Source organism: Pseudomonas sp. BIGb0176, assembly GCF_024810175.1.
Lineage (GTDB): Bacteria > Pseudomonadota > Gammaproteobacteria > Pseudomonadales > Pseudomonadaceae > Aquipseudomonas > Aquipseudomonas protegens.
On record NZ_JANUEC010000003.1, the window covers coordinates 828999 to 851269 of the forward strand.

Consider the following 22271-nt stretch of genomic DNA (forward strand, 5'->3'; position numbering starts at 1 on the left):
CCCGGAGCAGGGGGGGCGGATGACAGGTCGGGGGCACCGGGCCGGCGGTTTGCCCGGGGCATTCAGCACCCTGATGGTGCGTGGGTGGCGCAGGGGCCTTCGCTACACTGCGGCTCATCTTCCCCGGAACAACAAGGCAACTCTTATGCAAAATCGCATGATGATCACTGGCGCCGGCTCCGGCCTGGGTCGCGAAATCGCTTTGCGCTGGGCCCGCGAGGGCTGGCGGCTGGCCTTGTCCGATGTCAGCGAGGCGGGCCTGCAGGAAACCCTGAAACTGGTGCGTGCAGCCGGTGGTGACGGTTTTGTGCAGCGTTGCGATGTGCGTGACTACAGCCAGTTGACCGCCTTCGCTCAGGCCTGCGAGGTGAAGTTCGGCGGCATCGACATCATCGTCAACAACGCCGGCGTGGCCTCTGGCGGGTTCTTCAGCGAACTGTCGCTGGAAGATTGGGACTGGCAGATCGCGATCAACCTGATGGGGGTGGTCAAGGGCTGCAAGGCCTTCCTGCCGCTGCTGGAGCAGAGCAAGGGCAAGATCATCAATATCGCTTCCATGGCGGCCTTGATGCAGGGCCCGGCCATGAGCAACTACAACGTGGCCAAGGCCGGAGTGGTGGCGCTTTCCGAGAGCCTGTTGATCGAGCTCGCGCAGCAGGAAATCGGCGTGCATGTGGTCTGCCCGTCGTTCTTCCAGACCAACCTGCTGGACTCCTTCCGGGGGCCGACCCCGGCCATGAAGGCCCAGGTGGGCAAGTTGCTGGAAAACTCGCCGATCACCGCCGCCGAGATCGCCGACTACATCCATGCCCAGGTCGATGCCGGCCAATTCATGATCCTGCCCCATGAGCAGGGCCGTATGGCCTGGGCCCTGAAGCAGAAAAATCCCCAGGCGCTGTACGACGAAATGACCCTGATGGCCGACAAGATGCGCGCCAAGGCCAAGCAAAGCGCCAGTTGAGCTTGCCCAATCCCCCTGGGCGTCGTTAGGGTTGCCGGCATCCGACAATCCTGACGAGTTCCTGCATGCTCAATTACCTGTGGTTCTTCCTCGCCGCGCTGTTTGAAATCGCCGGCTGCTATGCGTTCTGGATGTGGCTGCGTCAGGGCAAGAGTGCCTTGTGGGTGATTCCCGCGCTGGTCAGCCTGACCCTGTTCGCCCTGTTGCTGACCAAGGTCGAGGCCACCTACGCCGGGCGCGCCTATGCCGCCTACGGAGGCATCTATATCGTCGCTTCGATTGGCTGGCTGGCAGTGGTGGAGCGGGTACGGCCCCTGGGTTCGGATTGGCTGGGGCTGGCGCTGTGCGTGATCGGGGCCAGTGTGATTCTGTTCGGCCCGCGCTTTTCCAATGGCTGAATAACCCGGCCCAGAGAAGCTGGGCCGGGGGTAGGGTCAGTCGAACAGCTCCTTGGGCACATCGTGCTTGAGCATCAGTTGGCACTGTTCGCTGTCCGGATCGAAGACGATTACCGCCTGGCCCTTGGTCAAGGCCTGGCGCACCCGCAGCACACGGGTCTCCAGGGGCGTTTCATCACCGTTGTCGGTGCCCTCGCGGGTCACGAAGTCCTCGATCAGGCGGGTCAGGGTGTCGACTTCAAGTTGGTCGTGGGGAATCAGCATGGGGGCCTCCGGCAAACAATCCGGGATCCTACTGCGCCCGGGGCCGTACCGCCAGCCAGGGCGTGCACAAACGCCGGGGCGGGTTCAGGATTTCTGCCCCACCAGGCTGTCCACCGAGGGCACCCGGGTATCGCTTTCCATTTGTGCATCGTGCTCCAGTTGATGGCTGAAGCGGTCCAGTGAGCCCTGGGCCGGTTGCGCGTCGCTGGCAAATACCGGCGGGCTGAGGATGTAGGCCCCCAGCAGGCGGCTGAGTGCCGCCAGGCTGTCGATATGGGTGCGCTCATAGCCGTGGGTGGCGTCGCAACCGAAGGCCAGCAGCGCAGTGCGGATGTCGTGGCCGGCGGTGACCGCCGAATGGGCGTCGCTGAAGTAGTAGCGGAACAGGTCGCGACGCACCGGCAACTCGTGTTCGCCGGCCAGGCGCAGCAGGTGGCGGGACAAGTGATAGTCGTAGGGGCCACCGGAGTCCTGCATGGCCACGCTCACCGCATGTTCGCTGGAGTGCTGGCCCGGGGCGACCGGGGCAATGTCGATGCCGACGAACTCGCTGACGTCCCAGGGCAGGGCCGCTGCCGCACCACTGCCGGTTTCTTCGGTGATGGTGAATAGCGGATGGCAGTCGATCATCAGCGGCTCGCCGCTGTCGACTATGGCCTTGAGCGCGGCCAGCAGCGCGGCGACACCGGCCTTGTCGTCCAGGTGCCGGGCGCTGATATGGCCGCTTTCGGTGAACTCGGGCAAGGGGTCGAAGGCAACAAAGTCACCCACGCCTATCCCCAGGGATTCGCAGTCGGCGCGGGTGGTGCAGTAGGCATCCAGGCGCAGCTCGATGTGGTCCCAACTGATGGGCAGTTCGTCCACCGCGGTGTTGAAGGCGTGCCCGGAGGCCATCAGCGGCAGGACGCTGCCGCGCAACACGCCGTTGTCGGTGAACAGGCTGACCCGGCTGCCCTCGGCAAAGCGGCTGGACCAGCAGCCCACCGGGGCCAGGGTCAGGCGGCCGTTGTCCTTCACCGCGCGCACGCTGGCGCCAATGGTGTCCAGGTGCGCCGAGACGGCCCGGTCCGGGCTGTTCTTCTGGCCCTTGAGGGTGGCGCGAATGGTGCCACGACGGGTCAGCTCGAAGGGGATGCCCAGTTCTTCAAGGCGTTCGGCGACATAGCGCACGATGGTGTCGGTAAAGCCGGTGGGGCTGGGAATGGCGAGCATTTCCAGGAGGACTTTCTGCAGGTAGGCGAGGTCGGGTTCGGGAATCTTGCGGGTCATGGAAACTCCTGATGAGAAACGGCCATCGATGGTTTCGATGAGGGCATGGATGCAGGGCCAGGGGGCGCCTTCGCTGCCAAGCCAGCTCCTACCAGTGAGGGTAGGAGCCGGCTTGCCGGCGAAGGATCACGGCGCCGGTTGGCTGTGGGGAAACAGCAGGTCGACAAAACGTTCGGCGGTGGGTTGCGGTTCGTGATTGGCCAACCCGGCGCGTTCGTTGGCTTCGATGAACACGTACTCGGGCTGATCCGCCGCCGGCACCATCAGGTCCAGGCCCACCACGGGAATGTCCAGGGCACGGGCTGCGCGGATGGCGGCGTCGGCCAGGGTCGGATGAAGGATGCCGGTGACGTCTTCCAGAGTGCCGCCGGTGTGCAGGTTGGCGGTGCGCCGTACAAACAGCCGCTCCCCGGCGGCCAGTACGCTGTTGTAGTCGTAGCCGGCGGCGTGCAGGGTGCGCTGGGTCTCCTGGTCCAGGGGGATTTTGCTCTCGCCGCCGGTGGCCGCCTGGCGGCGACGGCTGCGGGCTTCGATCAGCGCGCCGATGGAGTGCTGACCATCACCGATGATTTCCGCGGGACGGCGGATAGCCGCTGCCACCACTTCAAAGCCGATCACCAAGATGCGCAGGTCCAGGCCTTCGTGGAAGCTTTCCAGCAATACCCGGCTGTCAAAGCGGCGGGCGTGGTCGATGGCCTTTTGCACCTCTTCGATGGTCCGCAGGTCCACCGCCACGCCTTGCCCCTGCTCGCCATCCAGGGGCTTGACCACCACCCGCTGGTGCTCGTCGAGAAAGCCCAGGTTGTCATCGGCGTTGCCCGCCAGTTGCTGCGCCGGCAGGTTCAAGCCAGCACCCTTGAGCACCTTGTGGGTCAGGCTCTTGTCCTGGCACAGGCTCATGCTGATGGCGCTGGTGAGATCGCTCAGTGATTCCCGGCAGCGTACCCGGCGCCCGCCGTGGCTGAGGGTGAACAGCCCGGCGTCGGCGTCATCCACCTGCACATCGATGCCCCGGCGATGAGCTTCCTCGACGATGATCCGCGCATAGGGGTTGAACTCCGCCTGGGGCCCGGGGCCGAGGAACAGCGGCTGGTTGATGCCGTTCTTGCGCTTGATGGCGAAGGTCGACAGGGTGCGAAAGCCGAGTTTGGCGTAGAGGTTCTTGGCCTGGCGGTTGTCGTGCAGCACCGACAGGTCGAGGTAGCTCAGGCCGCGGCTCATGAAGTGTTCGATCAGGTGGCGCACCAGCACTTCGCCGACGCCCGGGCGACTGCAGTCGGGGTCCACTGCCAGGCACCAGAGGCTGCTGCCGTGTTCCGGGTCCTGGTAGGCCTTGTGGTGATTGAGGCCCATGACGCTGCCGATCACCGCGCCGCTGTCTTCGTCCTCGGCCAGCCAGTACACCGGCCCGCCCTGATGGCGCGGGGTCAGCAGTTGCGGGTCGATGGGCAGCATGCCGCGGGCCTGGTACAGCTGGTTGATGGCTTGCCAGTCGGCTTCGCTCTGGGCGCGACGGATGCGGAAACCGCGAAATACCCGAGTGGCCTGGCGGTAATCGCTGAACCACAGGCGCAGGGTATCGGAAGGGTCGAGGAACAGTTGCGCCGGTTCCAGCCCCAGCACTTGTTGTGGCGCCGCCACATACAGAGCGATGTCGCGTTCGCCAGGTCGCTCGTTGAGCAACTCCCCGGCCAGGCTGGTGGGGTCGGGAAAGGTATGGCCGATCAGCAGGCGGCCCCAACCGCAATGTACCGCGATCGGTTCGCACCCGGGTTCGCTGCCGTCTTCGGCGAAGCGCGCCTGCAGGCGTTCATAGGACGGCGCCTGGCCGCGCAGCAGGCGTTGGCTGTAAGCCGTGGCGTGAGCTTTCATCGGTCAGATTCCTTGTTCGCTGAGCCACAGGTTCAATGCCGCCAGTTGCCACAGCTTGGAGCCGCGCAAGGGCGTCAACTGGCCCTGGGGATCGGTCAGCAGGCGGTCGAGCATGGCCGGCTTGAACAGGCCGCGATCCTGGCTCGGGTCCAGCAGCAGTTCGCGTACCCAGTCCAGGGTCGCGCCCTGCAAGTGCTTGAGGCCCGGCACCGGGAAGTAGCCTTTCTTGCGGTCGATCACCTCGCTGGGGATCACCAGCCGCGCAGCTTCCTTGAGCACCTGCTTGCCGCCGTCCGGTAACTTGAAGCGCGCCGGCACCCGGGCCGAAAGCTCCACCAGGCGGTAGTCGAGGAACGGCGTGCGCGCCTCCAGGCCCCAGGCCATGGTCATGTTATCCACACGCTTGACCGGGTCATCCACCAGCATCACCGTGCTGTCCAGGCGCAGGGCCTTATCCACAGCTGCGTCGGCGCCGGGCTGGGCGAAATGCTCGCGGACAAAATCCCCGGCGGCATCGTTGGCGGTCAGCCACTGCGGTTGTACGGTGGCCGCGTAGTCGTCGTAGCTGCGGTCGAAGAAGGCCGCACGGTAGGCCGCGTAGGGGTCGCTGGCGCCGTCCACCTGCGGGTACCAGTGGTAGCCGGCAAAGAGTTCGTCGGCGCCCTGGCCGCTTTGCACTACCTTGCAGTGCTTGGCCACTTCCCGGGACAGCAGGTAGAAAGCGATGCAGTCGTGGCTGACCATCGGCTCGCTCATGGCCCGAAAGGCCGCGGGCAACTGTTCGATGATTTCACGTTCGTCGATGCGCAACTGGTGATGCCGGGTGCCGTAGTGCCGGGCAATCAGGTCGGAGTACTGGAACTCGTCGCCCCGCTCGCCACCGGCGTCCTCGAAGCCGATGGAGAAGGTCGACAGGTTGTCCACCCCGACCTCTCGCAGCAGGCCCACCAGCAAGCTGGAGTCGACACCGCCAGACAGCAGCACGCCCACATCCACCGCTGCCCGTTGGCGGATGGCCACCGCTTCACGGGTGCTGTCCAGCACCCGGTCACGCCAGTCTTCCAGAGTCAGGTTGGTTTCGTCGGCACGGGGGCCGTAGGGCAGGGTCCACCAGGTCTGCTGCTCGGTGCGGCCGTCGGCCTCGATACGCATCCAGGTGGCCGGCGGCAGTTTTTCGATGCCTGCCAGCAGGGTTCGCGGTGCTGGCACCACGGCATGGAAGTTCAGGTAGTGGTTGAGCGCCACGGGGTCGAGCAACGGGTTGATGTCGCCACCTTTGAGCAACGCCGGCAGGGCCGAGGCGAAGCGCAGGCGCTGGCCGGTGCGCGATAGGTACAGCGGCTTGACCCCGAGGCGGTCGCGGGCGATGAACAGGCGCTGGGCATCGCGCTCCCAGATGGCGAAGGCGAACATGCCGTTGAGCTTGGGCAGCAGGTCCGCGCCCCAGGCGTGGTAACCCTTGAGCAACACCTCAGTGTCGCCGCCGGAATAGAAGGCATAACCCTTGGCTTCCAGTTCGGCGCGCAGTTCGGGGAAGTTGTAGATCGCGCCATTGAAGGCCAGGGACAGGCCCAGTTGGTTGTCGACCATGGGCTGCGCCGAGCCGTCCGAAAGGTCCATGATTTTCAACCGTCGATGGCCGAGGGCAATCGGGCCCTGGCTGTGAAAGCCCCAGGCGTCCGGGCCGCGAGGGGCCAGGTGGTGGGTGATTCGTTCAACCGCTGCCAGGTCGGCAGGTTGATGATCAAAGCGTAATTCGCCAGCTAGTCCGCACATAAGTCCTTACCGGTTTTTCCGTTGGGGAGAGTCAATCTGCCGCCGTCAAAAGGGCGGCTACCTGGAAACTGACCTGTGCGTAACTCGGGAGTTTTAGATCGATCGGTTATAAGCAGTTGAGTGTGGCCGGACGGTTGGATGTAGCGCTTGGTGCTGGCCAGCGGCCATTGGCGGCGCTGGAAAGTCAGCGCCGCCGCTCTGCTTCAGGCCTTGCCGCGAATCAGGCGACGCAGGGCAAAACGGTTCGGATGGCAGGCTTCGGCCACGCTTCTGGGCAGGGGCAGGGGCTCGTTTTCCAGCCAGGCGGCCAGCAGCTCGCCGGACAGCGGCGCGGTGATCAGCCCACGGGAACCGTGGCCACTGTTGATGTACAGGCCGTCGAGCCAGGGGCAGGGCAGGTCCGGCACTTGGCGCGCATCCTTGCCCAGGGCGGCGTAGGTTTCGGCAAAGGCAAGCGGGTCCGCCAGGGGGCCGACGATGGGCAGGTAGTCCGGGCTGGTGCAGCGGAAGGCCGCGCGGCCTTGCAGGCTGTCCAGGGGCAGTTGCTCGGCACCCAGGCGGTGCAGCAGGTCGCCGGAGATTTCCCGCAGCATCTCCAGGTTGCCGGCATGCTCGGCGCTGGTGGGGGTCAGGTCCTGGCTCTTGAAGTCGAAACTGGCGCCCAGGGTGTGTTCCCCCAGGCGCGCGGGGGCGACGTAGCCTTCGGCGCAGACCACCGTGGCCAGGATCTGGCTTTGTGCGGTCTGGGGCAGGCGGGTGATCTGCCCGCGAATGCGCTTGAGGGGCAGGTCGGCGCTGGCCGGGAAGCGCTTGATCTCGGCCGCACCGGCGAGGATCACCACCGCGGCGCTGGCCAGCATCCGGTCGCCGTCCCAGGCTTGCCATTGCTCATCGACCCGGCGCAGTTCCAGGACTTCCCGGTGTGCCAGGACCTGGATCCGCGGGTGGCTGGCCTGCCATTGGCACAGGGCCGGCGGATGCACCCAGCCACCTTCGGGGTAGAACAGGCCTCCGTGCTCAAGGCCGATACCGGCCCGGGCCTGGGCTTGGGGTTGGTCCAGCAGGTGCAGCAGGTCGGCGGGAAAAGCCGCGGCCAGTTGGGCCTGGCGCTCGGCTTCCTTGGCATTGAAGGCCAGTTGCAGCACGCCGCAGCCATCCCAGTCCTGGCCGCGCTGCAGGTGCTCCAGTTGGCGCCGGGTATAGCCGAAGCCGCTGAGGATCATCTGCGACAGAGCGGTGCCGTGGGCCGAGAGCTTGAGGTAGAGCACGCCCTGGGGATTGCCCGAGGCCTCCCGGGCCAGCTCTGCATGACGCTCCAGCAATTGCACCTGCCAGCCGCGGGCGGCCAGGCTGGCGGCGCTGGCACAACCGGCCAGCCCGCCGCCGATCACCAGGGCGGTCTTCTCTCGCAGTGCGGGGCGGGCGAACCAGGGCCTGGCCCTGGCCGGCGCCGGCGCATCCTCTGGCCAGCCGAGGAACTCGCCTCGCAGTACCTCCCATTTGTGGCCGATGCCCGGGGTGCGTTTCATCTTGAAGCCGGCACTGTTCAGCAGCCGGCGCACCCAGCCGGTGCTGGTGAAGGTACTGATAGTGGAACCTGGGGCGGCCAGGCGCGCCAGTTCGGCGAAGAGCTCGGCGGTCCACATGTCGGGGTTCTTGGCCGGTGCGAAACCGTCGAGAAACCAGGCATCGACCTGGGCGTCCAGTTGCGGCAGTTGCTCCAGGGCATCGCCGATCAGCAGGGTCAGGGTCACTCGCCCGCCCTCCAGCACGATGCGCTGGAAGCCGCCATGCACTGCCACGTACTGCTGCAGCAGCGGTGCACAGAGGCTCGCCAGTTCCGGCCACAGGGCTAGGGCCCGTTGCAGGTCGGCAGGGCTCAAGGGGTACTTTTCCACACTGACGAAATGCAGCCGGGCACCGGTCGGGGCCTGCTGCTGGAACAACTGCCAGGCGCAGAGAAAGTTCAGCCCGGTGCCGAAGCCGGTTTCACCGATAACGAAGCGTTCGCCATCGGCCAGGGCGGCAAAGCGCTGGCCCAGGCGGTTCTGTTCGATGAACACGTGGCGGGTTTCATCCAGGCCCGATTCGCTGGAGAAGTACACATCGTCGAAGACCCGCGAGCGCGGGCGTCCTTGGTCGTCCCAGTCGAGCTGGGCGTGGGGCAGTTCAGGGATCATGTTCGGCTCATGTTGCGCAAGGCGGCCATTCTAGCCCATCGCGCCGGCGGCGCTTGATCCATGGCAAGGCGCTGCAGGTTCGGGGATTTGTTTTCCCTGGCCGAGGTCGATCCGCTAGTCTTGGAAAATTCTTGGAAGGGAGCCACCCATGTTCGAATCCGCTGAAATCGGTCACGCCATCGACAAAGAAACCTACGATGCCGAGGTGCCGGCGTTGCGCGAGGCCTTGCTCGAAGCCCAGTTCGAACTGCGCCAGAAGGCGAACTTTCCGGTGATCGTGCTGATCAACGGGATCGAGGGCGCGGGCAAGGGCGAGACGGTCAAGCTGCTCAACGAATGGATGGACCCGCGGCTGATCGAGGTGCGCACCTTCGACCAGCAGACCGACGAGGAACTGTCGCGGCCCCCGGCCTGGCGCTACTGGCGGATGCTTCCGGCCAAGGGGCGCATGGGGGTGTTCTTCGGCAACTGGTACAGCCAGATGCTGCAGAGCCGGGTCCATGGCGAGATCAAGGACCCACGCCTGGACCAGGCGATCAACGGCGCCGAGCGCCTGGAGAAGATGCTCTGCGATGAGGGCGCACTGATCTTCAAGTTCTGGTTCCACCTGTCCAAGAAACAGATGAAGGCCCGCCTCAAGGCGTTGCAGGACGACCCGCTGCACAGCTGGCGCATCAGCCCGCTGGACTGGCAGCAGTCAGAAACCTACGACAAGTTCGTCAAGTACGGCGAGCGCGTGCTGCGCCGCACCAGCCGCGACTATGCGCCCTGGCACGTGATCGAGGGCGTCGATCCGCATTACCGCAGCCTTACCGTGGGGCGGATTCTCCTGGAAGGGCTGCAAAGCGCGCTGAACCGCCAGCCCCTGCGAGCCACCCAGGTCAACGCGGCGCCGCTGCCTCCGGCGGTGGATCAGCTCAGCCTGCTGGACAGCCTGGACATGACCCAGCACCTGGACAAGGACGACTACGAAGAACAACTGATTACCGAACAGGCGCGCCTGGCCGGCCTGCTGCGGGACAAGCGCATGCGCAAGCACGCCCTGGTGGCGGTGTTCGAAGGCAACGACGCGGCGGGCAAGGGCGGGGCCATCCGCCGGGTCGCGGCGGCCCTGGACCCGCGCCAGTACAGCATCGTGCCGATTGCCGCGCCCACGGAAGAGGAGCGCGCCCAGCCCTATCTCTGGCGTTTCTGGCGGCATATCCCGGCCCGGGGCAAGTTCACCATCTTCGATCGTTCCTGGTACGGCCGGGTGCTGGTGGAGCGCATCGAGGGCTTCTGCAGCCCCGCCGACTGGTTGCGGGCCTACAGCGAGATCAACGACTTCGAGGAGCAGTTGGCCGATGCCCGGGTGATCGTCGTCAAGTTCTGGCTGGCCATCGACAAGGACACCCAGCTGGAGCGCTTCCAGGCCCGGGAGGAGATTCCCTTCAAGCGTTTCAAGATCACCGAGGACGACTGGCGCAACCGCGACAAGTGGGACGATTACCGCGCTGCCGTCGGCGACATGGTCGACCGCACCAGCACCGAGGTGTCGCCCTGGACTCTGGTGGAGGCCAACGACAAGCGCTGGGCCCGGGTCAAGGTTCTGCGCACCATCAACCGCGCCCTGGAAGCCGCGTTCGAGCGCTCGGACAAGCACGACAAGAAAGACAAGAAGTAGGTCGATGGTCGCGCATACGCCCAGTGAATGATTGTCGCGGCGGGACAGGAGGGGGATCTATGCTCGATGCTCTTCCTGCCGCCAACAATAATGAGGTGCGTCATGCGTGAAGTGGTGATCGTCGACAGCGTACGGACTGGCCTGGCCAAGTCCTTTCGGGGCAAGTTCAACCAGACCCGTCCGGATGACATGGCCGCCCACTGCGTCAATGCGCTGCTCGCCCGCAACGGCATCGACCCGGCCAGTGTCGAGGACTGCATCGTCGGCGCCGGCTCCAATGAAGGGGCCCAGGGTTTCAACATAGGGCGCAACGTCGCGGTGCTCTCGGCCCTGGGCACCGGCACCGCGGGGATGACCCTCAACCGCTTCTGTTCCTCGGGCCTGCAGGCGATCGCCATCGCCGCCAACCAGATCGCCTCCGGCTGCAGCGACATCATCGTGGCCGGTGGCGTCGAATCCATCAGCCTGACCATGAAGAGCGTCAACACCGAAAACCTGGTCAACCCGCTGCTCAAGGAGCAGGTACCGGGCATCTACTTCCCCATGGGCCAGACCGCCGAAGTGGTGGCCCGGCGCTACGGTGTCAGCCGCGAAGCCCAGGACCGCTACTCCCTGCAAAGCCAGCAGCGTACCGCCCAGGCCCAGGCCGCCGGCCTTTTCAGCGACGAGATCGTGCCGATGACGGTCAAGTACAAGGTCGAGGACAAGAACACCGGCGAGGTGCAGATCCTTGATGGCGTGGTGGACCGCGACGATTGCAACCGCCCCGACACCACCCTGGAAAACCTAGCGGCGTTGAAGCCGGTGTTTGCCGACGACGGTTCGGTGACGGCGGGCAATTCCTCGCAGCTGTCCGACGGTGCTTCGATGACCCTGGTGATGAGCCTGGAGCGGGCCCTGGCCCTGGGGCTCAAGCCCAAGGCGTTCTTCCGCGGCTTTACCGTGGCCGGCTGCGAGCCGGACGAGATGGGTATCGGCCCGGTGTTCTCGGTGCCCAAGTTGCTCAAGGCCAAGGGCCTGAGCGTGGCTGACATCGATCTTTGGGAGCTCAATGAAGCGTTCGCTTCCCAGTGCCTGTATGCCCGCAACCGCCTGGAGATCGACAACGCCCGTTACAACGTCAATGGCGGCTCGATCTCCATCGGCCACCCGTTCGGCATGACCGGTTCGCGTCAGGTCGGGCATCTGGTGCGCGAGCTGCAGCGGCGCAACCTGCGCTATGGCATCGTCACCATGTGCGTGGGTGGCGGCATGGGGGCCACGGGGTTGTTCGAGGCGGTACGCTAGGTTTCGCTTCGTCGGCAAGCCGGCTCCCGTGGGGCCGGTTTGCGACCTGCACAATCCTGTTTGCGCTTTGTCGCCAACTGTCTCTGTGTCGGCTGCCGGCGCGGGCCTAGTATGTGAGCCTTGCTCGTAAGGCCTTGTGGGGTTCGCATGCACGTCTCGTCCGGTCGCTGGGTCTATGGTCTGTTCCTGGCCTTATTGACCGCGCTGTTGTGGGGCATCCTGCCCATCAAGCTCAAGCAGGTACTGCAAGTGATGGACCCGGTTACCGTGACCTGGTTTCGCCTGACGGTGTCCGGTGGCTGCCTGCTGGCCTACCTGGCGGCGGTGGGGCGCCTGCCGCGCTGGCGAGTGCTGGGCCCCAAGGGTATCTGGCTGGTGCCGATCTCGGTCTGTGGCCTGGTAGGCAATTACGTGCTGTATCTCATGGGCCTCAATCTGTTGAGCCCGGGCACCGCGCAACTGGTGGTGCAGATGGGGCCTATCCTGCTATTGATCGCCAGCCTGTTCGTATTCAAGGAGCGGTTCAGCCTCGGCCAGGGCCTGGGGCTTCTGGTGCTGCTGATCGGCTTTGGGCTGTTCTTCAATCAGCGCCTGAGCGAACTGCTGACTTCCCTGAGCGACTACACCGCGGGGGTCCTGACCATTCTTGCCGCTTCCGCGGTCTGGACCTTCTACGCCCTGGGCCAGAAGCAACTGCTGAGCGTGTGGAATTCCCTGCAGGTAATGATGGTGATCTACCTGTTCTGCGCCTTGTTGCTCACCCCTTGGGCTCACCCGCTGGAGGCGCTGGAATTGAACCCGTTGCAGGGTTGGCTGTTGCTGGCGTGCTGCCTTAATACCCTGATTGCCTATGGCGCCTTTGCCGAGGCTCTGGCCCATTGGGAAGCGTCGCGGGTCAGCGCGACCCTGGCCATTACGCCGCTGGTGACCTTTGTCGCGGTGGCTTGGGCAGCCTGGCTCTGGCCCGAGTATGTGCAGGCCGAGCAGATCAATGGCCTGGGCTATGGCGGGGCGCTGCTGGTGGTGCTGGGGTCGGCGCTGACGGCACTGGGTCCGTCGTTGATGGCGGGGTTGCGAGCGCGGCGGCAGCGGATCGCGGCGGGCTGAGCTTCGCTGGCGAGCCAGCTCCTGCAGTCGGGTTGTGGCAGGAGCTGGCTTGCCAGCGAAGGCGACTGCGGTCTTACCCCTGCTTCCCGGCCTCCAGCATGTTTTCCGGGCGGACCCAGGCATCGAACTGTTCATCGGTCAGGTACCCGAGTTCCAGCGCCGCCTCGCGCAGGGTCAGGTTCTCGGCATAGGCCTTCTTGGCGATCTCGGCGGCCTTGTCGTAGCCGATATGGGTATTGAGCGCGGTCACCAGCATCAGCCCGCGCTCCAGGTGCGCGGCCATCTGTTGCGGGTCGGGCTCCAGCCCGGCGATGCAATGGTGCTGGAAGTTGCTGCAGCCATCGGCCAGCAGGCGGATCGATTGCAGCAGGTTGTGGATGATCACCGGCTTGAACACGTTCAGTTGCAAGTGGCCCTGGCTGGCGGCAAAACCGATGGTCACATCGTTGCCCATGACCTGGCAGGCCAGCATCGACAGGGCTTCGCACTGGGTCGGGTTGACCTTGCCGGGCATGATCGAGCTGCCGGGCTCGTTGGCGGGGAGCTTGACCTCGGCCAGGCCCGCCCGTGGCCCGGAGCCCAGCAGGCGTAGGTCGTTGGCAATTTTCATCAGGCACACGGCGAGGGTCTTCAGGGCGCCGGAAAGGCTGGTCAGCGGTTCATGGCCGGCCAGGGCGGCGAACTTGTTCGACGCCGTGACGAAGGGCAGGCCCGAGAGCGCCGCCAACTCGGCGGCGATGGCCTCGCCGAAACCGTGGGGTGAGTTGAGCCCGGTGCCTACCGCGGTGCCGCCCTGGGCCAGTTCGCAGACGGCCGGCAAAGCGCTGCGGATGGCGCGCTCGGCGTACCCCAGTTGGGCGATGAAGGCCGAGATTTCCTGGCCGAAGGTGATGGGGGTGGCGTCCATCATGTGGGTGCGACCGGTCTTCACCAGCTTCATGTGCCGCGCCGACAGCTCGGCCAGGCCGCCGGAGAGCTCGGTGATCGCTGGCAGCAACTGGAACTGCACCGCCTGGGCCGCCGCAATGTGCATGGCAGTGGGGAAGCAGTCGTTGGAGCTCTGCGAGCGATTGACGTGGTCATTGGGGTGCACCGGCGTCTTGCCGCCCCGAGGGTTGCCGGCCAGCTCGTTGGCCCGTCCAGCCAGCACTTCGTTGACGTTCATGTTGCTTTGGGTACCGCTGCCGGTCTGCCACACCACCAGAGGGAACTGGTCGTCATGCTCGCCCGCGAGCACTTCGTCGGCGGCCTGTTCGATCAGGCGGGCGATATCGGCAGGGATGTCGCCGTTGCGGTCGTTGACCCGCGCCGCGGCTTTCTTGATCAGGGCCAGGGCATGCAGCACCGCCAAGGGCATGCGTTCGTTGCCGATGGCGAAGTTGACCAGCGAACGTTGGGTCTGCGCGCCCCAGTAGGCTTCTTGCGGGACTTCAACCTGGCCCAGGCTGTCGGTTTCGATTCGGTTCATCGTGGCAATCCTCCTAGTCTGACAGGCCAGTTTAGGCCGTGATCCGCGGCTCGGGTTCCATGCCGGGGGTTTTTCCCCGCCATGGCCGAGCAAAACCGGGGGCCGGTCGGCGTGGGGTTGAGGGACGCGGATTAATAGGCGCAGAATGGGCGCCCTTGGGGTTCTACCTCGCCTGCTAGATAAAGGAAACTCGATGACCCGTTTTCGTGCCATCTGTACCGCGGTTGTTCTGGTGTGTGCCAGCGGCCAGGTTCTTGCCGATACCGCCAGCCACAACGCCAGTGCCGAGGCCTTCCTGACCCTGGCCCATGCGGACAAGCTCGGTACCCCGGTGTACATGCAAGTTCAGCAAATGTTCGCCCAGCGCTTCGAGCAGACCAAAGCCCCGGAATCCAAGCGTGCCCTGCTGGAAACCTACCAGGCCAAGGCCAATGCCGCCCTGGACCAGGCCATTGGCTGGAACAAGCTGAAGCCGGACATGGTCAAGCTCTACACCAGCAATTTCAGCGAATCGGAGCTCAAGGAACTGGTGGCTTTCTATCAGTCGCCACTGGGCAAGAAAGTCCTGGAAAAAATGCCCCAGCTGACCCAGCAATCGGCGCAGATGACCCAGGCCAAGCTGGAAAGCGCGGTACCGGTGGTGAACAAGCTGCTGGCCGACATGACCGCCGAGCTCGAGCCCAAGGCTGCCCCGGCGAAGAAGAAGTAAGCGGAGCCCGCAATGACCATGCAACAACGTATCGAAGCGGCGCTCGGGGCATTGCAGCCCGAGCACCTGCAAGTGCTGGATGAAAGCCACATGCACAGCCGTGGCCTGGAAACCCACTTCAAGGCGGTACTGGTCAGCGAGCAGTTCGCCGGCCTCAACAGCGTCAAGCGCCATCAGAAGGTCTACGCCACCCTGGGTGAGCTGATGGGCCAGTTCCATGCGTTGGCGCTGCACACTTATACGCCTGAGGAATGGTCGAAGATCGGTGTGGCTCCGGCTTCGCCGACCTGTGCCGGTGGCAGTCAGCATTAACCGCGGTTTTTTTGTTAGAATCCGCAACGCGCCGCTTATGCCGGCGCGTTTTTTTTTGCATCCGGTTCACCCTTTACGAGGGTAGCCACCTGGAGATTACCCATGGCACAACCTATTGTCGTGGCGGCACTGTACAAGTTCGTCACCCTCGAAGATTACGTCAACCTGCGTGAGCCCCTGTTGCAGGCAATGCTCGACAACGGCATCAAGGGCACCTTGCTGATTGCCGAAGAAGGCATCAACGGCACGGTTTCCGGCAGCCGCGAAGGCATCGACGGGCTGCTGGCCTGGCTGAAGAACGACCCGCGCATGGTGGATATCGATCACAAGGAATCCTACTGCGACGAGCAGCCGTTCTACCGCACCAAGGTCAAGCTCAAGAAAGAGATCGTTACCCTGGGCGTGCCCGGCGTCGATCCCAACAAGAAGGTCGGGACCTACGTCGAGCCACAGGACTGGAACGCCCTGATCAGCGATCCGGAAGTGCTGCTGATCGATACCCGCAACGACTATGAAGTGTCCATTGGCACCTTCGAAGGCGCCATCGACCCCAAGACCACCAGCTTCCGCGAATTCCCGGACTACATCAAAGCCCACTTCGACCCGAGCAAGCACAAGAAGGTGGCGATGTTCTGCACCGGCGGCATCCGTTGCGAGAAGGCCTCGAGCTACATGCTCAGCGAAGGCTTCGACGAGGTGTTCCACCTCAAGGGCGGGATCCTCAAGTACCTCGAAGAGGTACCGCAGCAAGAGAGCAAATGGCAGGGCGACTGCTTCGTGTTCGATAACCGGGTCACCGTGCGCCACGACCTGAGCGAAGGCGACTACGATCAATGTCATGCCTGCCGTACTCCAGTGAGCGTCGAGGATCGTGCATCCGAGCACTATGTGCCTGGTATCAGCTGCCCGCACTGCTGGGACAAGCTGAGCGAGAAGACCCGCCGCAGTGCCATCGACCGGCAGAAGCAGATCGAATTGGCCAAGGCTCGCAACATGCCGCACCCGATTGGTTACAACTACAAGCAATCTTCTTCCGAGGCTTGAGCCATGTCTGCCCGCCTGCTCTATGTGATGGACCCGATGTGTTCATGGTGCTGGGGCTTTGCGCCCGTGGCCCAGGCCCTGGCGGAGCAGGCCCGGGCCGCCGGGGTCGAGGTGCACCTGGTGGTGGGGGGCTTGCGTACCGGTAGCGGTGCGGCCCTGGAACCCAATACCCGGCGCTACATCCTCGAGCACTGGCAGGCGGTGCACCAGGCCACCGGCCAACCGTTCGGCTTCGAGGGCGCCTTGCCCGATGGCTTTGTCTATGACACCGAACCGGCCTGTCGCGCCATCGTCACCGCACGTGGCCTGGCGGCGGACTGCGCCTGGACCCTGCTGGGGCTGATCCAGCAGGCGTTCTATGTCGAAGGCCGGGATGTCACCCTGGCCAGTGTGCTGGTGGAGCTGGCGGAGCGGGCAGGGGTGCCGCGCATCGAATTCGCCGAGGCCTTCGACCGGGCCGAGCAGCATGTGGCTACCGCGGCGGACTTCACCTGGGTCCAGGACCTGGGAATCGCCGGCTTTCCTACCTTGCTGGCCGAGCGTAATGGCCAGTTGGCATTGCTGACCAACGGCTATCAGCCGCTGAGCGAGCTGTCCCCTCTGTTGGGGCGCTGGCTGGAGCGCGCCGCCTGTGCCTGAACCGGTGGATTCAAGCGTCAGCGGTAAGCCGATCGATCGCCTGAGCTGGGCGCATATCCGTCGCCTGGCTCTTGAGCACAAGAAATCTCTGTGGATCGCCAACGGCGTCGCCGTGCTGGCGACCCTGTGCAGTGTGCCGATCCCGCTGCTGCTGCCCTTGCTGGTGGATGAGGTGCTGTTGGGGCACGGCGATGCCGCTCTGCAGGTGATGAACCGCTTCCTGCCCCAGGGATGGCAGAGTGCCGCTGGCTATATCGGCCTGATGCTCATGGTGACGCTGATCCTGCGCTGCTCGGCGCTGGTGTTCAACGTGATTCAGGCGCGGCTGTTTGCCGGGCTGGCCAAGGACATCGTCTACCGCATCCGCGTGCGGCTGATCGAGCGGCTCAAGCGCATTTCCCTGGGGGAATACGAAAGCCTGGGGGGCGGTACGGTCACCACTCACCTGGTCACCGACCTGGACACTGTGGACAAGTTCGTCGGTGAGACCCTCAGCCGCTTCCTGGTGGCCATGCTGACCCTGGTGGGCACGGCGGGCATCCTGATGTGGATGCACTGGAAACTGGCCTTGCTGATCCTGCTGTTCAACCCGCTGGTGATCTTCGCCACGGTGCAGTTGGGCAAGCGGGTCAAGCACCTGAAGAAGCTGGAAAACGACAGCACTTCGCGCTTTACCCAGGCCCTGACCGAGACCCTGGAGGCTATCCAGGAAATTCGCGCGAGCAATCGCCAGGGCTACTTTCTCGGGCGCCTGGGGCGGCGTGCCGAGGAAGTGCGGGACTACGCTGTGGCCTCGCAATGGAAAAGCGATGCCTCGGGCCGCGCCAGCGGGCTGCTGTTCCAGTTCGGCATCGATATCTTCCGTGCGGCGGCGATGCTGACCGTGTTGTTCTCCGACCTGTCCATCGGCCAGATGCTGGCGGTATTCAGTTACCTGTGGTTCATGATCGGGCCGGTGGAACAGTTGCTGAACCTGCAATACGCCTACTACGCCGCGGGCGGCGCACTGACCCGGATCAACGAGCTGCTGGCGCGGGCCGACGAACCGCAGTACGGCCCGGGTGCGGACCCGTTCGTGGGGCGCGAGACCGTCGGCATCGAGGTCCGCGGCTTAAGCTTCGGCTACGGTGACGAGCGGGTGCTGGACAATATGGACCTGTCCATCGCTCCCGGTGAAAAGGTAGCCATTGTCGGTGCCAGCGGTGGCGGCAAGAGCACCCTGGTGCAGTTGCTGCTGGGGCTGTACACACCGCAGACCGGGGTGATCCGCTTTGGTGGTTCGACCCAGCAGGAAATCGGCCTGGAGACGGTGCGGGAGAACGTGGCGGTGGTGTTGCAGCATCCCGCGCTGTTCAACGACACCATCCGCGCCAACCTGGCCATGGGGCGCGAGCGCAGTGACGAAGCCTGCTGGCAGGCCCTGGAAATTGCCCAGTTGGACGCTACCGTCAGGGCCTTGCCGCAGGGGCTGGACAGCGTGGTGGGGCGTTCCGGCGTGCGTTTGTCCGGGGGCCAGCGTCAGCGCCTGGCGATTGCGCGGATGGTTCTGGCCGAGCCCAAGGTGGTGATCCTCGATGAGGCCACTTCCGCCCTGGATGCTGCCACCGAGTACAACCTGCATCAGGCCTTGACGCGTTTTCTGCGTGGGCGGACTACGCTGATCATTGCCCATCGCTTGTCAGCGGTAAAACAGGCGGACCGGGTTTTGGTGTTCGATGGCGGGCAGATTGCCGAAGATGGCGACCATCAGCAGCTGATTGCCGATGGCGGCCTTTACGCCAAGCTGTACGGGCATTTGCAGCAGGTTCGATAGCCTTGAGTTTTATCCGTCTTTCTGTGCTTAGTGCTTGAATTTCCTGGTGGAACAACCGTTTCGACTTTAGTGCGGCGGCCCGTTTCTCCAGCCAGCCTGCGTCAACGGCGGTCTGCCCTGCGCCGGTTCTGTGGAAATTGGCCTAACCTGTGCTGTCTGAGGCGCAACTACTGGGTGTTCATTTGGCTGTGCGCAAGCAAGGACCCTCATGAAGCAAAAGCGGACTTTCGCAACGCCGCGCTTGTTGGGCATCGTCTGGCCCTTCATCGCCGTGGTGTTATTTCAAGCGCTGTTGGGCGGCCTCAGCCTGTACGTACTGTCGGCGGTACGGGGCTATGTGGCTGGTGAAAGCCTGTGGTCCAAAGGCCAGAAAGACGCCATCTACTACCTCAATCTGTATGCCGACAGCCGCGACGAAGGCACTTTCCTCAAGTACCAGAACGCAATTGCCGTGCCCCAGGGCGGGCATGAGTTGCGGGTTGCCCTGGATCACCAGCCACCGGATCTGGAGGCCGCACGCCTGGGCATCCTCAAGGGCGGCAATCACCCGGACGATGTCTCCAGCCTGATCTGGCTGTACCTCAACTTCCGTCATTTCAGCTACCTGGAAAAGGCCATCGATCTGTGGACCGTGGGGGACGGATACCTGTTGCAACTGGACACCGTGGCCCGGGAGATGCACCAGAGGATCGGCAGCAACAGCGCCAGCGAAGGCGACGTGCAGCGCTGGAAGAGTCAGATTTTCGCCATCAATGATGGCGTCACTCCCGCTGCCAAGGCCTTCAGCGATGCCTTGGGCGAGGGTTCGCGGGTGATCTTGCGGCTGTTGCTGGTGACCAATCTGGCAACCGCGCTGGTGCTGATTGCCCTGGCCCTGCTGCGCACGCACAAGCTGCTGGCCCAGCGCCATGCCTTTGCCGACGCCCTGCAACTGGAAAAGGAGCGGGCGCAGATCACCCTGCAGTCCATCGGCGACGGGGTGATCACCACCGACGTCGAAGGTGCCATCGCCTACATGAACCCGGCGGCAGAGGACCTGACTCGCTGGAAGGCCGAGCAGGCAGTGGGGTTGCCCCTGGCAGCCTTGTTCAACCTGCTGGATGAAAATGCCCAGGCTGACGGTTTTACCCTTATCGAACACATCCTCAGCGGTCAGCTCAGCGGCGGCAGCGAGCATTCCAAACTGATCCAGCGTCTGGATGGCAGCACGGTCTCGGTGACCCTGGTGGGGGCGCCGATCCGCAATGCCGGCAAGGTCAGCGGCACGGTGCTGGTGCTGCACGACATGACCCAGGAGCGGCAATACATCGCCAACCTCTCCTGGCAGGCGACCCATGACGCCCTGACCGGGCTGGCCAATCGGCGGGAGTTCGAGTTCCGCCTGGAGCAGGCCCTGCACAGCCTGATTCGCCAGCCGGCACGGCATGCGCTGATGTTCCTCGATCTGGATCAGTTCAAGCTGGTCAATGACACCTGTGGCCATGCTGCCGGGGACGAGCTGCTGCGGCATATCTGCGCGCTGCTGCAGTCGGGCCTGCGCGAAGGCGACACCCTGGCACGGCTGGGTGGGGACGAGTTCGGCATCCTCCTGGAGAATTGCTCGCCCGAGGCCGCGGAGAAGATTGCCGAGGGGCTGCGCCAGACCGTGCAGAATCTGCATTTCGTCTGGAAAGGCCGGCCCTTCGTGACCACCGTGAGTATCGGCCTGGTGCACATCGCCCAGACCCCGACCACCCTCGAAGCCTCGCTGAGAGCGGCGGACATGGCCTGCTACATGGCCAAGGAAAAGGGGCGTAACCGGGTGCAGGTCTACCATGCCGACGATTCCGAGCTGTCGCTGCGCTTTGGCGAGATGGCCTGGGTCCAGCGTCTGCACATGGCGCTGGAGGAAAACCGCTTCTGCCTCTATTCGCAGGAGATCACCGCCCTGGGGCATGTCGAGCGTGGCGGCGGGCATGTGGAGATTCTGTTGCGCCTGCATGACGAGGCGGGTCGGATGATTCTGCCGGACAGCTTCATTCCGGCGGCGGAGCGCTACGGCCTGATGACCTCTCTGGACCGTTGGGTGGTACAGAACGTATTCAAGATCATTGCCCAATGCATTGCCGAAGGCCGGGAAGGGCCAATGGCAATGTGCGCCATCAACCTGTCGGGTATCACCATCGGTGATGATGCGTTTCTCGACTTCTTGCGCGAGCAGTTTGTCGTCTATGGCGTACCGCCAAAGTTGATCTGTTTTGAAATTACTGAAACCAGTGCGATTGCCAATTTGGGCAGTGCCATTCGTTTCATAAATGAACTCAAGGGCTTAGGCTGCCATTTTTCCCTGGATGATTTTTGTGCGGGAATGTCGTCGTTCGCTTATCTCAAACATTTGCCTGTAGACTTCCTCAAGATCGATGGAAGTTTCGTAAAGGATATGCTGGACGACCCGATTAACCGCGCCATGGTCGAAGTGATCAACCACATCGGGCATGTCATGGGTAAGCGCACGATTGCCGAGTTTGTTGAAACGCCGCAGATCGAGCAGGCATTGCTTGAGATCGGCGTGGATTATGCTCAAGGCTACATTATTGAACGCCCGCAATTGTTCACCTGTGACAGCCTGCAGTGTCGACCCGTGAGACCACAGCCACTGTTGTTCAAGGCGCCCGGTACGTTCCGTTGAAACCTCTTTTGGATCCGTACATCACAATCAAAAGGAGCCCGACAGTGATCGACACATTCAGCCGAACCGGCCCGCTCATGGAAGCTGCCAGTTACCCCGCCTGGACCCAGCAATTGATCCAGGACTGCAGCGAGAGCAAGCGCCGCGTCGTGGAGCATGAGCTGTACCAGCGTATGCGCGATAACAAACTCAGTGCCAAAGTCATGCGTCAGTATCTGATTGGCGGCTGGCCGGTGGTTGAACAGTTCGCCCTGTACATGGCGCAAAACCTGACCAAGACCCGTTTTGCCCGCCATCCCGGCGAAGACATGGCGCGTCGCTGGCTGATGCGCAATATCCGGGTCGAGCTCAATCATGCCGATTACTGGGTGCACTGGAGCCGGGCCCATGGCGTGAGCCTGGAAGACCTGCAGGCCCAGCAAGTACCGCCAGAGCTGCATGCCTTGAGCCATTGGTGCTGGCATACCAGTTCTGCCGATTCCCTGATCGTGGCCATTGCCGCCACTAACTACGCCATTGAAGGGGCCACGGGCGAGTGGTCGGCGCTGGTGTGTTCCAACGGCATCTATGCCGCGGCGTTCCCGGAAGAGGATCGCAAACGTGCCATGAAGTGGCTGAAGATGCATGCCCAGTACGACGACGCCCATCCCTGGGAAGCGCTGGAAATCATCGTCACCCTGGCAGGGCTGAACCCGACCAAGGCCCTGCAGGCCGAGCTGCGTCAGGCCATCTGCAAGAGCTATGACTATATGTACCTGTTCCTGGAACGCTGCATGCAGCAGGAAAAGACTGCGGTGACCCGCGAGCGCCTGGCACTGGCCGAAGGCTGAGTCAGGGAATG

The 22271-nt window shown here is 63.9% G+C and carries 18 protein-coding genes; 12 read left to right on the forward strand and 6 right to left on the reverse strand.

Going from position 1 to position 22271, the window contains the following annotated elements; genetic code table 11:
- Nucleotides 1-145 precede the first annotated feature (145 nt).
- Together M2395_RS22015 and M2395_RS22020 are read left to right on the forward strand one after the other, a co-directional pair.
- Complete coding sequence (locus M2395_RS22015; RefSeq protein WP_011062608.1) at nt 146-961, forward strand: SDR family oxidoreductase; 816 nt, start codon at nt 146-148, stop codon at nt 959-961.
- Between the two features lie 65 nt (nt 962-1026).
- Nucleotides 1027-1359 carry a YnfA family protein gene (locus M2395_RS22020; protein WP_011062607.1) on the forward strand — a complete coding sequence of 111 codons (333 nt, stop codon included), beginning with the start codon at nt 1027-1029 and terminating at the stop codon, nt 1357-1359.
- A gap of 36 nt (nt 1360-1395) precedes the next feature.
- Here the strand turns inward: M2395_RS22020 and M2395_RS22025 are convergent, their stop codons facing one another.
- The 5 genes from M2395_RS22025 to mnmC form a co-directional block, all read right to left on the reverse strand.
- Entirely contained in the window at nt 1396-1623 is a 228-nt protein-coding gene (locus tag M2395_RS22025) for a YheU family protein (protein ID WP_011062606.1), read from the reverse strand.
- Nucleotides 1624-1707: 84 nt separating this feature from the next.
- Complete coding sequence (locus tag M2395_RS22030; RefSeq protein ID WP_015636583.1) at nt 1708-2892, reverse strand: osmoprotectant NAGGN system M42 family peptidase; 1185 nt, start codon at nt 2890-2892, stop codon at nt 1708-1710.
- Nucleotides 2893-3018: 126 nt separating this feature from the next.
- Complete coding sequence (gene ngg / locus M2395_RS22035; RefSeq protein ID WP_011062604.1) at nt 3019-4764, reverse strand: N-acetylglutaminylglutamine synthetase; 1746 nt, start codon at nt 4762-4764, stop codon at nt 3019-3021.
- Nucleotides 4765-4767: 3 nt separating this feature from the next.
- Nucleotides 4768-6540, reverse strand: coding sequence for an N-acetylglutaminylglutamine amidotransferase (locus M2395_RS22040; protein ID WP_011062603.1), 1773 nt, complete (start codon nt 6538-6540; stop codon nt 4768-4770).
- Between the two features lie 203 nt (nt 6541-6743).
- Entirely contained in the window at nt 6744-8720 is a 1977-nt protein-coding gene (gene mnmC / locus M2395_RS22045; protein ID WP_123431303.1) for a bifunctional tRNA (5-methylaminomethyl-2-thiouridine)(34)-methyltransferase MnmD/FAD-dependent 5-carboxymethylaminomethyl-2-thiouridine(34) oxidoreductase MnmC, read from the reverse strand.
- A 148-nt stretch (nt 8721-8868) separates the two neighbouring features.
- Between mnmC and pap the strand changes: the two genes are divergently transcribed.
- The 3 genes from pap (at nt 8869) to M2395_RS22060 (ending at nt 12777) form a co-directional block, all read left to right on the forward strand.
- On the forward strand, nt 8869-10383 hold the full coding sequence (gene pap / locus M2395_RS22050) for a polyphosphate:AMP phosphotransferase (RefSeq protein WP_011062601.1): 1515 nt from the start codon (nt 8869-8871) through the stop codon (nt 10381-10383).
- A 102-nt stretch (nt 10384-10485) separates the two neighbouring features.
- Nucleotides 10486-11670, forward strand: coding sequence for a thiolase family protein (locus M2395_RS22055; RefSeq protein WP_053159735.1), 1185 nt, complete (start codon nt 10486-10488; stop codon nt 11668-11670).
- A gap of 147 nt (nt 11671-11817) precedes the next feature.
- Nucleotides 11818-12777, forward strand: a complete 960-nt coding sequence (locus M2395_RS22060) for a DMT family transporter (RefSeq protein WP_019093385.1) — start codon at nt 11818-11820, stop codon at nt 12775-12777.
- 73 nt (nt 12778-12850) lie between these two features.
- Here M2395_RS22060 and M2395_RS22065 read toward each other — a convergent pair whose 3' ends face one another.
- The gene (locus tag M2395_RS22065) at nt 12851-14245 is read right to left on the reverse strand and encodes a class II fumarate hydratase (protein ID WP_011062598.1); all 1395 of its coding nucleotides are present in this window, start codon (nt 14243-14245) and stop codon (nt 12851-12853) included.
- A gap of 193 nt (nt 14246-14438) precedes the next feature.
- Between M2395_RS22065 and M2395_RS22070 the strand changes: the two genes are divergently transcribed.
- The 7 genes from M2395_RS22070 (at nt 14439) to M2395_RS22100 (ending at nt 22260) form a co-directional block, all read left to right on the forward strand.
- Nucleotides 14439-14954: a DUF2059 domain-containing protein gene (locus M2395_RS22070; RefSeq protein ID WP_015636579.1), complete on the forward strand. Its 516-nt coding sequence runs from the start codon at nt 14439-14441 to the stop codon at nt 14952-14954.
- A gap of 12 nt (nt 14955-14966) precedes the next feature.
- Nucleotides 14967-15266: a BolA family transcriptional regulator gene (locus M2395_RS22075; protein WP_011062596.1), complete on the forward strand. Its 300-nt coding sequence runs from the start codon at nt 14967-14969 to the stop codon at nt 15264-15266.
- Nucleotides 15267-15368: 102 nt separating this feature from the next.
- Nucleotides 15369-16310 (forward strand): rhodanese-related sulfurtransferase, encoded by a 942-nt coding sequence (locus M2395_RS22080; RefSeq protein ID WP_011062595.1) that lies wholly within the window; start codon nt 15369-15371, stop codon nt 16308-16310.
- Nucleotides 16311-16346: 36 nt separating this feature from the next.
- The gene (locus M2395_RS22085) at nt 16347-16949 is read left to right on the forward strand and encodes a DsbA family protein (protein ID WP_169892285.1); all 603 of its coding nucleotides are present in this window, start codon (nt 16347-16349) and stop codon (nt 16947-16949) included.
- Between the two features lie 31 nt (nt 16950-16980).
- Nucleotides 16981-18762 (forward strand): ABC transporter ATP-binding protein, encoded by a 1782-nt coding sequence (locus tag M2395_RS22090; RefSeq protein ID WP_169892275.1) that lies wholly within the window; start codon nt 16981-16983, stop codon nt 18760-18762.
- A 208-nt stretch (nt 18763-18970) separates the two neighbouring features.
- Complete coding sequence (locus M2395_RS22095) at nt 18971-21430, forward strand: EAL domain-containing protein (RefSeq protein WP_011062592.1); 2460 nt, start codon at nt 18971-18973, stop codon at nt 21428-21430.
- Between the two features lie 77 nt (nt 21431-21507).
- Entirely contained in the window at nt 21508-22260 is a 753-nt protein-coding gene (locus tag M2395_RS22100; protein ID WP_217438488.1) for a TenA family transcriptional regulator, read from the forward strand.
- Nucleotides 22261-22271: the final 11 nt, after the last annotated feature.